Raw genomic sequence first — 13,980 nt, 5'->3', positions numbered from 1 at the left:
GGGTCCAGGATCGCTCCGGAGCAACTTTTCAAACTTACCCGAACCAGCCGCACAAAGCAAACCAGAACCCGGGCCTCCCACACCAACCAGCGGCACACAAAAGCACCACCGAAACCGGCAATTTGAAGGGAGTCGGTCGCTAACTTTCCGCATCAGCGGCGGCGACTCGAATAACTTTACACGCGCCCCACCCCCACACCAAATCCACCCCACCACCACCCAAAAACCCCGCAAACACGGGGTAAACAACCCCAAAACCGCCCCAACACACCCCACACCAGCCCAAGTGAAGCCCATCACACAACCCCACCACCGCCGTCGAACCCCCAACCACACCCGAGGGACACGACCCAGCGTCGGCCTGAAGCCCGAGGGAAGTGAGCGAGCGTCGGTCTGAAGCCCGAGGGAAGTGAGCGAGCGACGGCCGGAAACCCGAGGGAAGTGAGCGAGCGACGGCCGGAAACCCGAGGGAAGTGAGCGAGCATCGGCCGGAAACCCGAGGGAAGTGAGCGAGCGACGGCCGGAAACCCGAGGGATGTGAGAGAGCATCGGCCTGAAGCCCGAGGGACATGAGAGAGGGCCGGAAAGGGGACGCGGCACGACCGAGCGCGCCGAGGATGACCGCCACCTCTGGCGGCACCACCACTCGCCAAACACCGCCACCCTCACCGATCGTCGCCACCCCCTTAACCGACAAAGCTCCCCCACCAAGGTGGGAGAGTTTTGCGGGGAAACCGGTAGTAGCAACCGCGGGTCAGTGACCCCCGTGCCCTCCGGCGCCTTCGGTCTTGCGCATCATGGCGCCAAGCACCACTGCAGCAACAGCGATAACAGTGGCGGCCATGAACGCCGCCTGCATGCCGGCGACCTGGTTCGAAGACGCTGAGACCACCGCGTAGATGGACACTAGCAGCGCCGTCCCGGCTGCTCCGGAAACCTGCTGCGCGGTGCTGATGATCGCCGATCCGTGAGAGTAGAGGTGCGGCGGCAGCGGGTTCAGGCCCGTGGTGAACGCGGGCGTAAAGAGCAGGGCAAGGCCGAGGCTCAGGGTGACGTGCAGGGCAACAACCCAGCCGAGGGAACTTCCCTCATCCAGGCGGGAGAACTGCCACAGCGTCAGGACCATGAGCACCGAGCCGGAGACGGTGAGCGGCAGGGGGCCCACCTTGTCGAAAATCCGTCCAATGACCGGACCCAGGAGGCCCATGGCCAAACCGCCCGGCAGCAGTGCCAGGCCAGTCTCCAACGGCTCCAGGTGCAGGGTGTTCTGCAGGTACAGCGGCAACAGAATCACACCACCGAACAGTGCCATCATGGCGACGACCATCAGCAGCGTGGACACTGTGAACATGCGGAACTTGAAGGCTCGAAGATCCAGCAGCGGGGCGTCGGACTTCTGGAGCTTGAGCTGCCGGAAGACGAACAGCGCCAAGCAGACGACTCCAACTACCAGCGCGATCACGGGCACAACGCCGGCCTCGGCGCCACCAATCTGGCTCAGGCCGTAAACCAGTCCACCAAACGCGGGAACAGTGAGGATGACGGAAGGCACGTCCAGCGTGGTCTTCTCGCGCTCCCCCACGTTGGTGAGGTACTTGGCACCTATCGCGAAAGCCGCCAAGGCAACAGGCAGCACGAACACGAACATGAAGCGCCAGGAGAAGTTGTCCAGGATGATGCCGGAAACGGTGGGGCCCATGGCCGGAGCAACCGAGATGGCAATGCTGACATTGCCCATGACGGCACCGCGTTTGGACATGGGTACCAGCGTCAGGATGGTGGTCATCAGCAGCGGCAGCATGATGGCAGTACCGCCGGCTTGAACGATGCGCGCCAGCAAAAGCACCAGGAAACCCGGCGCCAAGGCGGCCAGCAGCGTTCCGCCGCTGAAGAGTCCCATGGCCAGCATGAACGCCCCGCGGGTGCTCATCCGCTGAAGGATGAACCCTGTTGTCGGAATGACAACGGCCATGGTCAGCATGAAGCCGGTAGCCAACCACTGCACAGTGGACGCACTCACCTGGAGGTCCGTCATGAGCCGCTGGAGGGCGACGTTCATGATGGTCTCATTGAGGATCACCACGAAGGTTGCCACCAGAAGGGTGACAATGACCGTCACGGATTCACGTGACATCTTCCCGGACACCGGCGCCTGCGACGCCGGTCCTGGTGACGTCGGCCCTGGGGACGCCGGAATCTGCGGGGCCTGGGAAGGCGTTGCCTCTGCAGAGGCGACCGAACCGGATGCTCCGGATTCAGGCTTGCCGTTGGCGTCGGACGTGACGTCGGTAGACATGAGGGTTCCCCAAGGGTTGGATTTGGTGTCCGGCGATCGATGCCGGTGAAGACTAGAACAGTCTAAGCGCGTATCCAATTCCCGTCAGTAGAAAAATTCCTAACGCCAGGAGAACAAACGCTAGGAGAGCAAAGGAGCGTTGTCGATGAGCCGCACCGGCCCCACCTTGGCCGCGATGATCGCCAGCCCTTCCCCGCGGAACGGCGTCTCCTTGCAGTTCTCGGCGAGCGGCTCCAGCGTCATGGGGTCGACGACGTCGAAATAGTCCAGTTCCACCAACGGTTGGGATTCAACAAGTGCGACGGCGGAGTCCAGGTCCAGTGGTTCATGCGCGTTCGCGCGGGACTCAATAAGGTGCAAAGCACGCGACAGCACAAGAGCGGCTTCTCGTTCCTCATCGGAAAGGAACCTGTTTCGGCTCGAAAGGGCCAGTCCGTCCTCACTGCGAACGATCGGCACAGGAACGATCTCCACCGGGAAGTTCAGGTCCGAGACCATCCGCTTCACCAAAGCCAGCTGCTGCGCGTCTTTCTGGCCAAAGTAAGCCCGGTAAGCCGCCGTCGTGCCGTCAACGGCAGCACCTCCAGGAAGTCCATAATGCAGCAGCTTGGCCACCACGGTGAGGGCGCCGTCAAAGTGGCCGGGGCGCGAAGCGCCTTCCCACTTTTCGCCCAGCGGTCCGGAGGTAACCCGCACCAGGGGCTGGCCGCCGGGATACACCTCATCAACGGACGGGGCGAAGACGAGATCCACGCCTTCGGCATCCAGCAGGGCCATGTCGGCGTCGAGCGTGCGCGGGTAGCGATCCAGGTCCACGGCGTCACCGAACTGCAGCGGGTTGACGAAGATGGTGGCCACCACGACGTCGTTCTCGGCCGCAGCCGTCCGGGCCAGCGCCGCGTGGCCTGAGTGCAGGGCACCCATGGTGGGGACCAATCCCTGAGAATTGCCGCCCTTCGATGCCAGCAAGCGTGCGCTTTCGGCACGCAGTTCCGCCGCGGTAGTCACGAGTTTGATGGCCATGCTGTTCAGCGTCCTTCCGGCGACTTGGGGTCGGCACCCAAGGCATCGTCGATCTCATTCAGTTGTTCGGGCCGCAGGAGCCCGCGGTTTTCCGCCCGGCGTGCGGTGGCCCGCGCCATGGCCTGGTAGGCCGCGAGAACATCGCCGCCCGCACCGCCGTCGTACTCTTTCAGTGCCTGGGCGTGCGCCGAAACGGTACCCACATCCCCACGCGCCACGGGACCCGTCAGTGCAGATTCGCCGGAGGCAAGGGCATTCTCCAGCGTGGCGCGCAACAGCGGACCCAGCATGGACTCAGGGTTTTCGACGCCGATCTCCCGCAGCATCTGGGATGCCTGGGCCACCAACGTGACCATGTGGTTCGAGCTGTGCGCGAGGGACGCGTGGTAGAGGGCGCGGTCGGCTTCGGCAATGGCCACCGGCTCGGCACCCATCTCCACCACGAGGGCTTGTGCGATCGGCAGCATGGCCGCATCCGCGGTAACGCCAAAGGTGCAATCCATGAGCCGGGTCAGGTCCAGGCTCATGCCCGTGAAAGTCATGGCCGGGTGCAGCGCCAGCGGAATCGCGCCCACCGCTCGGACAGGGTTGAGGATGCCTACGCCGAACCGGCCGGACGTGTGTGCCACCAGTTGGCCGGGCTGCCAGGCGCCCAGCTTGGCGAGCCCCGCCACCAACTCCCCGAGGGCATCGTCCGGAACGGCCAGCAGCACCAGTTCCGAGCGCTCCACGATGTCCTGGATCTCCAGGACCGGAACACCGGGCAGCAGGTTTTCGGCACGCTCACGGCTCGCCTCCGACACAGCGGAAACCCCGACGACGGCGTGCTCGGCCGCGCGCAAAGCGGCACCCAACACGGCACCCACCTTGCCGGCGCCGATGATTCCGACTCCGAGTCGTCCTGGCCTAGCCATCGTGGCGGTCCTCCTGTTGCGGTGAAGTGTGGGGGTGTTCCTGCTGGATTGGCCGGGCCTGCTGCGCGGATTGTGCCGGCTGGGGCGGCTGTTCCGCTGTGGGGGCAACTTCCGCTGCGGCTGCAACCTCCGGAGCCTGCGGTGCCACCTGCGCCAGCCACTGCTCGCTCGTCTGCCGTTTCCGGGCTTCGCGGGCGCGGGCAGCCTGTTGGTCGAAGAGTTCCACAGCATGCGCGGCATCAGCTTGGAAGACCCGGGGAGAAACAGGTCCGGCGGTGGTGTGAAGGACCAGATCGGCCACTCCGAAGCGGCGGGCCAACGGCCCCTGATGGAGCGCCATGGACTGCGTCCTCTGATGCGGCACAAGGACCAGCGTGTGCCACCAACGGCCGGACCGGATCAACAGGGCCGTTCGCGTGGCAAGGAATCCGTTGCGGCGCCGGCCAAGCGGAGCCAGCAACCGTGCGCGGCGGGGTGTGGTGACAAATTCATCCGTCGGGGCGGCGTCGGGCCCGGCCGGAGCCAGCCCATCCAGTCCGGCCGTGAAGACGCGCTCCGGGTCCTCGACCCCCGGGTCCGGCAGCACCAAAGACATCATCCGCAGGACATCGGGCCTCATGCCGACGGGCAGCAGCATGGTGCGGGCGGCACCCTCGGTACTGCCCGACACCCCATAACCGGCCACATTGACGTGCATCCGATACCAACCGAAAATCCTCCAGAGGGGCGGCTGCGTCACCATCACTGCCTGAATGCGTCCGGGAGGCAGGGTCTGCGCCTGGGTATCCAGGAGACCGTATCGAAGGCGGATACCGTCCGGCGAAATCGCTGCCGTGAAGTTATAGCCCTTGTTGAAGGAGTTCCAGTACGCGGCACCGATGCCCAGGATGCCGGGGATGAGCGCCAGGAACAGCGTCTGGTTCTCCGTGAAAACGGAGACGGCAACCACCACGGCGGCACCGATCAGGATGCCGACGGTTTGCTCGCTCAGCACCAACGACCCGATGAGCCGCGCCGGGGGCACGGACAGCACCACATGCTCCGGCGCCTCAGGAATTTCCTCTTCCTTGCCGGGCTCGCTGACAACGCCGGCGGCCCGCGCAAGGATGGTGGCGCGCAGTTGCTTCGCCTGAGCGAGCGGAAGGTAAGCGAGCCGCACCGCTGACTCGCCGGCGTCGGCTACTTCAAACTTGAGTTCAGCGAGGCCGAAGATCCGCGCCAAAAGCGGCTGAACAATGTCAATGGCCTGGACACGGTCCAATCTGGCCTGCCGCTGCTGCTTGAACAGGAAACCGGTGTTGACCCGCACGTACCCTTCGGCCACCTGATACCGCGTGAAATACCAGCTCAGGATGAAACTGCCCACCGTCAACAACAGCACCACGGCTCCGCCGGCCAAAAGCCACGGCACCCGGCCGCTCAGGTTCGGATCCAGAAAATCCCTGCCCTGCAAAATGCGCTCAAAAGCGTCACGGCCAAAGAAGAACCCGACGGCGGCAAGCGCCACCCAGCCGCGAACAAAAGGTGACGCCGGGTGGACGCGGTTCCAGTCGCCGTCGACCTTTGCTTCCGGTTGATCCGGCAGGCTCACCGCCGCACTGTCTTCCGGGCTCACAGCCCGGCCAGCCTGGCTTCTCCACGGGCCGAGAGCTGTTCGCGCAACCGTGCGCCTTCCTCGGCAGGAAGTCCTGGCAGGTGCGCGTTGGTTCCGGTTGATGCCGTGTGGAGTTTGAGCGTGCACAGTCCCAAACTGCGTTCAACCGGCCCAACCGCGACGTCCACGTACTGCATCCGGCCGTAGGGAACCACCATGGTGCGCTGGAAAAAGATGCCGCGGCGGATGAGGAGGTCGTCGTCGCGTTCTGCGTAGCCGATGGCGCGCACTTGGCGGGGAATCAATACCAGCCGCCACAGCGCCAGGACGAACATCACCGCGGGAACAGTGATGGCGAGCCACAACGGAGGCCAGCGCCACCACCCGAGCAGCACGAAAATGAGCGGCAAACTGAGGACCGCCAGCATCAGCACGTTGCCGATGGCCCACTCAACCAAGCGCACGGTGACGTACTTCGGGGAAACCCGCATCCACTGGACGCCGGGAGGATCAATCGCCTCGGTATGCATACTCGCCTTCACCCTTGGTTTCGCCGCGACGGGTCCCCGGTCCGGCAGTGCCACCTTCAAGATCCTCGGGCGGGATCCGGCAGAAACGCTCCACTACGAGCCCAACCACCACCATCGCCACGCCACCGCCGCCCATCAGCAGGGCATTCCAGAGTATTCCTTCGCCGCCCCGCAAACTGCCGATGCGGAGAAGGTCCATCGAAATTCCGGCATGCCAGCCAAGGAGCAGGGTTCCCGCATAGGCGCAGGCCTGGGCAAGGATCAGCGTCCTGGCCGCCAGAATCGGATTGAGCAAGTTCTTCTTTTTGCCGTTGCGCCAGCGCAGGACACGAATGCCCATGATGAGCGTGAGACCGGCGATGACGGCCATGGTCACCAGCGCGGATACCGGCAGGACCGGGGTGGGCATGCTGAGACGGTTGGTGGTGGCTGTTGCCAACCACCCAATGACCGCAGCAATGACGGCGATGAGCACCAGAACTACCGGGCGCATTGCTTTCATGACTGCTCCACCGCTCCCGTCGCAGGCACGCCGGCGATGTCGCCATAACCATCGAAACGCCGGATATCCGGCATGTCAGCGGCGACGGCGGACAACTCAGCAACACTGCGCCCGTTCAACTGAGCGTGCGGATCCAACAGCGACCACGGATAGAGCACGAAAGCGCGTTCGGCTGCCCGCGGATGGGGAATCGTGAGGACGGGATCGTCGCTGACGGTGTCGCCGAACACAATAATGTCTACGTCCAGGGTCCTGGGACCCCAGCGCACCTCACGGGTGCGGTGATGTTGCTGTTCAACCTCGTGGCAATGCTTCAGGAGCTCCAACGGGGTCAACGTGGTTTCGACGGCCATGACCATGTTCAGGAAGTCCGGCTGCCCTTCCGGACCGCCGACTGCCTTGGTCTGCACCACCGGGGAAACACCAAGGAGCCGCACCTCCGGCGGATCCACCAGGGCCGCAACCGCAGTGGAAAGGGTGTCGTTGCGCTCCCCCAGGTTGCTGCCGAGGGCCAAGATGGCCTTGGTGTAGCCGGATGTCATGTTCGCTCCCGGTGCACACTGACAGTAACGTCGCCAAACGGCACCTCAATGGGGGCCTTGGGCTTGTGGACGGTGACGTCGACGGCGGCCACGCTGTAGTTCGCGAGGATGCCCTCCGCGATCCTGACGGCCAGGCCCTCAATCAGGTTCAAGGGCTCGCCCTCGATGTGCCGGGTGATCAGCTCGGCAACTTCACCATAGTGAGCTGTGTCCTGGAGGTCATCTGTCTCAGCAGCCTTGGTGAAATCTGTATGGAGCACGGCATCCACCACGAAAGGCTGGCCGTCACGGCGCTCGAAGTCGAACACTCCGTGATAACCGACGGCGGTGACGCCGGTCAGCGTGATCCTGTCCACAGCGTTTCCTATCAGCGGGCGACGCGGGCGGCGACCTTGACGGCGTCAAGGCTGGGGCCGACGTCGTGGACCCGGACAGCCCAGGCGCCCTTCGTGGCGCTCAAAGCGGTGATTGCAGCGGTGGCGGCATCGCGTTCCAGCGGAGCAGCCGACTTGCCCGCAACCGTGAGCAACGAACCGAGGAACCGTTTGCGGGACGCAGCCACCATCACTTTGTGGCCCAGCCCGAAGAGCTGATCAAGGTTCTTGAGGATTTCCCAGTTCTGGTCCTCGTTCTTGGAGAAACCGACTCCGGGATCAATGATGATCTGCTCCGGGGCAACGCCCGCTGCGTACAACTTGTCGCGGACGCCGCTGAGTTCAGCCACCACGTCCTCGGTCACGTTGTTGTAGTCCGTCAGGCTGTCCATGGTCATGGCGTCGCCGCGGCGGTGCGTGAGGATGTACGGGACCTTGGTCCGGGCCACGAGCTCAGGCATACCGGGCTCGATGGTCAGGCCCGAAACGTCGTTGATGATGGCCGCGCCAGCCTCCACGGCCGCGTCAGCAGTGGACGTGTGCATCGTGTCGATGCTGACCAGCGCGCCAGCCTTGACCAAGGCCTGAATCACCGGAATGACACGGCGCTGTTCTTCTTCAGGGGAAACCGGCTCGGCGCCCGAGCGCGTCGACTCGCCGCCGACATCGATGATGTCCGCGCCGGCGTAGAACATACGCAACCCGAGCGCGATGGCCGTATCCGGCGTCCGGTGGGTGCCGCCGTCGCTAAAGGAATCCGGGGTGACATTGAGGATTCCCATGACGAGCGTGCGGTCCGTTGGCAGGTCCTCGAACCTGGCCGCGGGGCGCGGTTTGCGGAGAATCGGCAACGGGCTTGTGGCCGGGCCGGTTCCGGGTGCTGCAGCGAGGGAGTCCATAGTGCTTACCTTCCGAGTATGAGGCTCATGGCCTCGGCGCGGGTGGCCGGGTCATGGAGTTGACCGCGCACCGCACTGGTGACGGTCTTTGCGCCGGGCTTGCGAATGCCGCGCATGGACATACACATGTGTTCACATTCGACGACCACAATCGCACCACGCGGGTTGAGGTGCTTCACCAGCGCCTCAACGATCTGAGTGGTGAGGCGTTCCTGCACCTGCGGCCGGCGTGCGTAGATGTCGACCAGCCGCGCCAATTTGCTGAGCCCGGTCACCTTCCCGTCATGTGACGGAATATAACCGACATGTGCCACTCCGTGGAACGGCACAAGGTGGTGCTCACACGTCGAGTAGAAGGGAATGTCCTTTACCAGGACAAGCTCTTCATGATCGAGATCGAACGTGGTGGAAAGGACATCCGCCGGGTGCTGGTGGAGCCCCGCAAAAACCTCGGCGTACGCCTTGGCCACGCGCTTGGGCGTGTCCTGGAGGCCGCCACGCTCAGGGTCTTCACCAATAGCCAGGAGGATCTCGCGGACCGCCGCTTCGATGCGCGGACGGTCCACTTTGTGGGAGTGCGTGGAGCCCGCGGCGGAACCGTGGGCGGCGGCGAGGTCGTCGTCGTCGTCGAAATGAGTCACGGCAGATAGCTTAGCCGTGATGCGGGGAGTCGTTGCCGCCGTCGGGTCGCGGTGCCTGGAAAGAGTCCTGGCTGCTGACCCCCTGGGCATGCGGAGCGACGACGTCCAGCGGCTCGTCCAGGCGGGCTTTCTTGGCTTCCTCCTGGGCTTCGCGTTCAGCCTTTTCTGCGCGGCTTTCCACCGGCGGGATCGACTGGACCGGACGGGATTCCTTGGACAGCCAGATCTCGCGGAAATCGCGCTTCCGGATGTCATGGAAGATCTCGGCAATCTCAGCCTGGTTCAAGGTTTCGCGCTCAAGGAGTTCCAGTGCCAGCCGGTCCAGGACGTCCCGGTTTTCCGTGAGGATGGCGTAGGCCTCGTCGTGGGCCTGGTCAATGAGGCGACGCACTTCTTCGTCCACCACGTAGGCGATCTGGTCGGAGAAATTACGTTCCTGTGCGGCGTCACGGCCAAGGAACGGCTCGCCGCCGCCCTGGCCCAGCTTCACAGCGCCAACGCGTTCGCTCATACCGTACTGCGTGACCATCTTGCGGGCAGTGGAAGTTGCCTTCTCGATGTCATTGGAAGCACCGGTGGAGGGGTCGTGGAACACGATTTCCTCAGCGACGCGGCCGCCCATGGCGTAGGCCATCTGGTCCAGCAGTTCATTACGGGTGATCGAGTACTTGTCGTCCTCAGGAATCACCATGGTGTAGCCGAGTGCGCGGCCACGGGGAAGGATGGTGATCTTGGTGACCGGCGCCGAGTTGCGCAGGGCAGCGGCAACCAAAGCGTGCCCGCCTTCGTGGTACGCGGTGATCTTGCGTTCAAGTTCCTTCATGACGCGGCTGCGCTTCTGCGGGCCGGCCATGACACGGTCGATCGCCTCATCCAGTGCGCGGTCGTCAATCAGGTTGGCGTTGGAACGCGCGGTAAGGAGTGCGGCTTCGTTCAGGACGTTGGCCAGGTCGGCACCCGTGTAACCCGGGGTCTTCTTGGCAACAGCCTTGAGGTCGATACCCTGCGCCATGGGCTTGCCCTTGGCGTGAACGTTCAGGATCTGCTCGCGGCCGATCATGTCAGGGGCTTCCACGGTGATCTGGCGGTCGAAGCGGCCCGGGCGAAGCAACGCGGGGTCCAGGACGTCCGGGCGGTTGGTGGCAGCGATGAGGATGACGTTGGTCTTGACGTCGAAGCCATCCATCTCCACGAGGAGCTGGTTCAGCGTCTGCTCACGTTCGTCGTTGCCGCCGCCGATCCCGGCACCACGGTGACGCCCAACGGCGTCGATCTCGTCCACGAAGATGATGGCCGGAGAGCTGGCCTTGGCCTGTTCAAACAGGTCACGGACGCGCGACGCACCAACACCGACGAACATTTCAACAAAGTCCGAGCCGGAGATGGAGAAGAAGGGAACGCCTGCCTCACCGGCAACAGCGCGGGCAAGCAGCGTCTTACCGGTACCTGGAGGGCCGTAAAGCAACACGCCCTTGGGGATCTTGGCGCCAACAGCCTGGAACTTGGCCGGTTCCTGGAGGAACTCCTTGATTTCCTGGAGCTCTTCCACAGCCTCGTCAGCACCGGCAACGTCGGAGAAGGTCACCTGCGGCATGTCCTTATTGACCAGCTTGGCCTTGGACTTGCCGAACTGCATGACCTTGGACCCGCCACCCTGCATACGGGAAAGCAGGAACCAGAACAGGACACCGAGCAGCAACACTGGGATGAGCAGCGAGAACAGGCCGGAGAACCAGTTGTTCTCGATCGGCTGGTCCGTGAAGCCCTTTTCCGGGTTGGCGTTGGTGACTGCCTTCACCACATCCGGACCACGGTCCGTGACGTAGAAGAACTGAACATTCTTGCCCTTGTCCTGGCCGTCCAGGTTCAGGTTGTCCTTGAGCACCAGGTCAACGCGGTTCTCGGCGTCGAAAATCTTGGCCTGCTCAACCTTCCCGCTTTGGGAAAGGAGTTCCAGGCCTTCCTTGGTGTCAATGCGCGTTGAACCGCCCGGAGCCAGTGTTGCGAATGCCACCAGGAGCAAGCCAACGACGACAACAATCCAGATGCCCGGGCCCTTGAAGAAACTCTTAGCTTTCATCTGATCGGGGTTTTGCCCCGTCCCTCCTGGTAGTGCTGCAAGGCGCAACTTCTGCGCGCGAGTGGTGCTGCTTCAGTTTCAAGCTATACACCGTTCCCAGTAATTCACGCACCGGAAAGTCCAAAAGTTCCCTCTGGGCGTACACAGGATACTCGCGTCGGGGGCGCTGGAACAGGGGTTTTGCGCTTGCTCGGCGGGCGGGTTCTCTCGTGCCTCGGTTTCCCGCGCACCCGTCGGGGCCATCCGCACCCGCAGCACCACCCGGCGCGGCAGGCCGGCGCACCCACTTCCTCCATCCGCACCCGCAGCACCACCACCACCGCCGCAGCACCACCCGGCGCGGCAGGCCGGCGCACCCGTTGGCGCCATCCGCACCCGCAGACCCACCACCACCGCCGCCGGCGCACCCACTAGCGCCATCCGCACCCGCAACCACTGGTGCGGATGGCGGAAGTGGGTGCGGGCATGTTGAGGAGCGGGCGCGCTCGGCGGAAACGGGTGCGGTTCTGAAGGCTGCGTTGCCTCGCTGAGTGTTGCTGGCAGGTCACCTCCTTGGTTTCTTCGGCGTGGTCTCGATGCTGCTTTTCCACATAGCTCTGACCAGTGCTTTCGCCTTCGCTCAAGAACGGGAAGCGTGGAACCCATGGCCATTCCAGAACTCATACTTGCTTCAGATGCGACACGTATCGGGCAGGACGCGCGCCACCTCGCGAAGCAGGCCAAGCGTGGCGAGCTGGTCCGGGTCCGACGGGGCGCTTATACACGCTCTGCATATTGGGCGGAACTGAACGAACGTCAGCGGCACGGACTCCAAGCAGCCGCACTCGTGAATACGACCAAGACCGCGCCCCTGTTCAACTTGCAGACGGCAGCACTCCTTTGGGGGCTCGGCGTTGTGGGTGTCCCGAAAGGCTTATGCACCGTCACTGGAGACCCAAGAGGCGGCAGATCCAAGCACGGGATCCGTAGAAGCTTGGGGTCCTTTGACGTCGGGGTAGCCCAACTTGGCGACTTCCGGGTCACTGGCAAGGTCCGCACCACCATGGAGCTTGCCGCCGCCCTGAATTTTGCTGAGGCCTTGGCCGTTGTGGACTCCAGTCGGCGAAACCATGAGTTGGGCGACGATTCAGAGGTCGACAACTGGAACAAGGACAAAGCGTGGGGTCCTCCGGCGCGCGTCGACGAACTGGCTGACGCTGTCTCCGCTCTCACGAGCTCTTCAAGAAAACGACGGGCCGCATCGATTCTGGATCTATCCTCAGACAAATCCGAATCAGTGGGGGAATCCATGAGCCGGGCACAAATGATCTTGCTCAACTTCCCCATGCCCAACATTCAAGGTTCTTTTACGCTGGGAAACGGGAGAACGGCCCGAACTGATTTCTGGTGGCCCGAAGTCGATCTAGTGGGGGAATTCGATGGACACGGAAAGTATCTGAGAAAAAAGTTGCGGGGAAAGCAGACCATCCAGCAGGTAGTCATGGCAGAGAAGGCCCGCGAGAATGGGCTGCGTGCCCTAGGCCTCACTGTTGTGCGCTGGGGCTGGTCCGACATGATGAACCCCCGCGTGTTTGCGCGTATTTTGAACGACGGTGGGCTTCGTTCCTTGCATGCGGCGTAAGGCACCGGGTTGAGTCAAGCCGCGACCGGAAGCACCAGCAAGTAACCGGTGGGCAGGTCTGTGCTCCACCGCCGCGGCTCACGGACCACGAACTGTGTGGCCAACTGCCCAGGAGTAAGCAGACTGTTGGGCTCCGGCGAGGGACCCCACTGCCCGCTGCCGTGGGGATAGAGCGGATCCAGGACTCGAATCCCCGTTACTTGGAATTCCGGGAACTGGGCGGGATCACCCATGGATTCAAAGCCGCTCATGACCCAAGCATGTCGCCCGCTCCACATAACCAACCCCACCGGCCTGCCGGTCTCGGCGATGGCACGTGCCGCCGTCTGCAACGCGTCCTCATAATTCGCGATGCTGACTACCGCGTATGGGCCCATTCCGACCTCAGTCAACACCTGCGCCCAGCCCCGGGGGTTGGCACCGTTGAATGAATTCGATGACCTCGCACGTGCCATCTCCCACAGCTCGCTTTGCTGTGCCGAGGATGCCCAGGTTCCGCCTCCGGTGTCATCGATGAGGTTGTGTGCCATTTGGATGCTCGCGGCCACACACCAGTCAAAGGTGTACTGAGGGACGAAATCCCCGTCTTGGTAGAGGTTCAGGGCAAAAGCCTGAGGCACAGCCGGCGGCGCGCGTGGAGGTGCGGGCTGCGGGGGCACAGGAGTCTGTGTGGCGCTCGGCAACGGGGCCGGTTCAAGGTCACCCGTCGCTGGCGCAGCAGACGCGGATGTGATTGGTTGACCGGAACCGGGCTCAGTGAGATCGACCGCAGGAGTGCAGGCCGTGAGGAGAGTCGCCATGACGGCGAGCCACGCCAGAAGACGGGCAGGAGCACCGGTCATGGTCCAGTCTAGCGCGAGGGGTTGTCGCGGCGGCAGGCTCAGGAATTCGATATCTGCGCCCGCTACCGCCCCTCGCACCCCTTAAGCACAAACACCGCACCCACACCCGCCACACGCACCAG

Annotated in this window: 13 protein-coding genes; 1 reads left to right on the top strand and 12 read right to left on the bottom strand. The window is 63.6% G+C overall.

The window, feature by feature from the left end; all coding sequences use genetic code 11:
• Window positions 1-754: 754 nt before the first annotated feature.
• The 11 genes from RQH14_RS22985 to ftsH form a co-directional block, all read right to left on the bottom strand.
• On the bottom strand, window positions 755-2,296 hold the full coding sequence (locus RQH14_RS22985) for a DHA2 family efflux MFS transporter permease subunit (protein WP_311215425.1): 1,542 nt from the start codon (window positions 2,294-2,296) through the stop codon (window positions 755-757).
• Between the two features lie 120 nt (window positions 2,297-2,416).
• On the bottom strand, window positions 2,417-3,319 hold the full coding sequence (panC, locus tag RQH14_RS22980; protein WP_311215424.1) for a pantoate--beta-alanine ligase: 903 nt from the start codon (window positions 3,317-3,319) through the stop codon (window positions 2,417-2,419).
• A gap of 5 nt (window positions 3,320-3,324) precedes the next feature.
• Complete coding sequence (locus RQH14_RS22975; RefSeq protein ID WP_311215423.1) at window positions 3,325-4,233, bottom strand: DUF2520 domain-containing protein; 909 nt, start codon at window positions 4,231-4,233, stop codon at window positions 3,325-3,327.
• Complete coding sequence (locus RQH14_RS22970) at window positions 4,226-5,848, bottom strand: PH domain-containing protein (RefSeq protein ID WP_311215422.1); 1,623 nt, start codon at window positions 5,846-5,848, stop codon at window positions 4,226-4,228. The genes RQH14_RS22975 and RQH14_RS22970 overlap by 8 nt, the downstream gene beginning before the upstream one ends.
• Window positions 5,845-6,357, bottom strand: a complete 513-nt coding sequence (locus RQH14_RS22965) for a PH domain-containing protein (protein ID WP_311215421.1) — start codon at window positions 6,355-6,357, stop codon at window positions 5,845-5,847. Before RQH14_RS22965 ends, RQH14_RS22970 begins: the two co-directional genes overlap by 4 nt.
• A complete protein-coding gene (locus tag RQH14_RS22960; RefSeq protein ID WP_311215420.1) occupies window positions 6,338-6,859 on the bottom strand; it encodes a DUF3180 domain-containing protein in 522 nt (173 codons plus the stop codon). Before RQH14_RS22960 ends, RQH14_RS22965 begins: the two co-directional genes overlap by 20 nt.
• The gene (folK, locus tag RQH14_RS22955; RefSeq protein WP_311215419.1) at window positions 6,856-7,401 is read right to left on the bottom strand and encodes a 2-amino-4-hydroxy-6-hydroxymethyldihydropteridine diphosphokinase; all 546 of its coding nucleotides are present in this window, start codon (window positions 7,399-7,401) and stop codon (window positions 6,856-6,858) included. Before folK ends, RQH14_RS22960 begins: the two co-directional genes overlap by 4 nt.
• Window positions 7,398-7,757 (bottom strand): dihydroneopterin aldolase, encoded by a 360-nt coding sequence (gene folB / locus RQH14_RS22950; RefSeq protein WP_311215418.1) that lies wholly within the window; start codon window positions 7,755-7,757, stop codon window positions 7,398-7,400. The genes folK and folB overlap by 4 nt, the downstream gene beginning before the upstream one ends.
• Before the next feature lie 11 nt (window positions 7,758-7,768).
• Window positions 7,769-8,674, bottom strand: coding sequence for a dihydropteroate synthase (gene folP, locus RQH14_RS22945; protein ID WP_311215417.1), 906 nt, complete (start codon window positions 8,672-8,674; stop codon window positions 7,769-7,771).
• A gap of 5 nt (window positions 8,675-8,679) precedes the next feature.
• Window positions 8,680-9,315: a GTP cyclohydrolase I FolE gene (gene folE, locus RQH14_RS22940; RefSeq protein WP_311215416.1), complete on the bottom strand. Its 636-nt coding sequence runs from the start codon at window positions 9,313-9,315 to the stop codon at window positions 8,680-8,682.
• 10 nt (window positions 9,316-9,325) lie between these two features.
• The gene (ftsH, locus tag RQH14_RS22935; RefSeq protein WP_311215415.1) at window positions 9,326-11,395 is read right to left on the bottom strand and encodes an ATP-dependent zinc metalloprotease FtsH; all 2,070 of its coding nucleotides are present in this window, start codon (window positions 11,393-11,395) and stop codon (window positions 9,326-9,328) included.
• Window positions 11,396-12,437: 1,042 nt separating this feature from the next.
• Here ftsH and RQH14_RS22930 point away from each other — a divergent pair.
• Window positions 12,438-13,016: a hypothetical protein gene (locus tag RQH14_RS22930; protein WP_311215414.1), complete on the top strand. Its 579-nt coding sequence runs from the start codon at window positions 12,438-12,440 to the stop codon at window positions 13,014-13,016.
• A gap of 14 nt (window positions 13,017-13,030) precedes the next feature.
• On the opposite strand, the gene RQH14_RS22925 is transcribed toward RQH14_RS22930, so the two are convergent.
• The gene (locus tag RQH14_RS22925) at window positions 13,031-13,858 is read right to left on the bottom strand and encodes a hypothetical protein (RefSeq protein WP_311215413.1); all 828 of its coding nucleotides are present in this window, start codon (window positions 13,856-13,858) and stop codon (window positions 13,031-13,033) included.
• Between the last annotated feature and the right edge of the window lie 122 nt (window positions 13,859-13,980).

Source organism: Arthrobacter sp. WCS2018Hpa-7, from assembly GCF_031843805.1.
In the GTDB taxonomy this organism is placed as follows: Bacteria; Actinomycetota; Actinomycetes; order Actinomycetales; family Micrococcaceae; genus Arthrobacter.
This window is presented reverse-complemented; position numbering and strand designations above follow the sequence as displayed.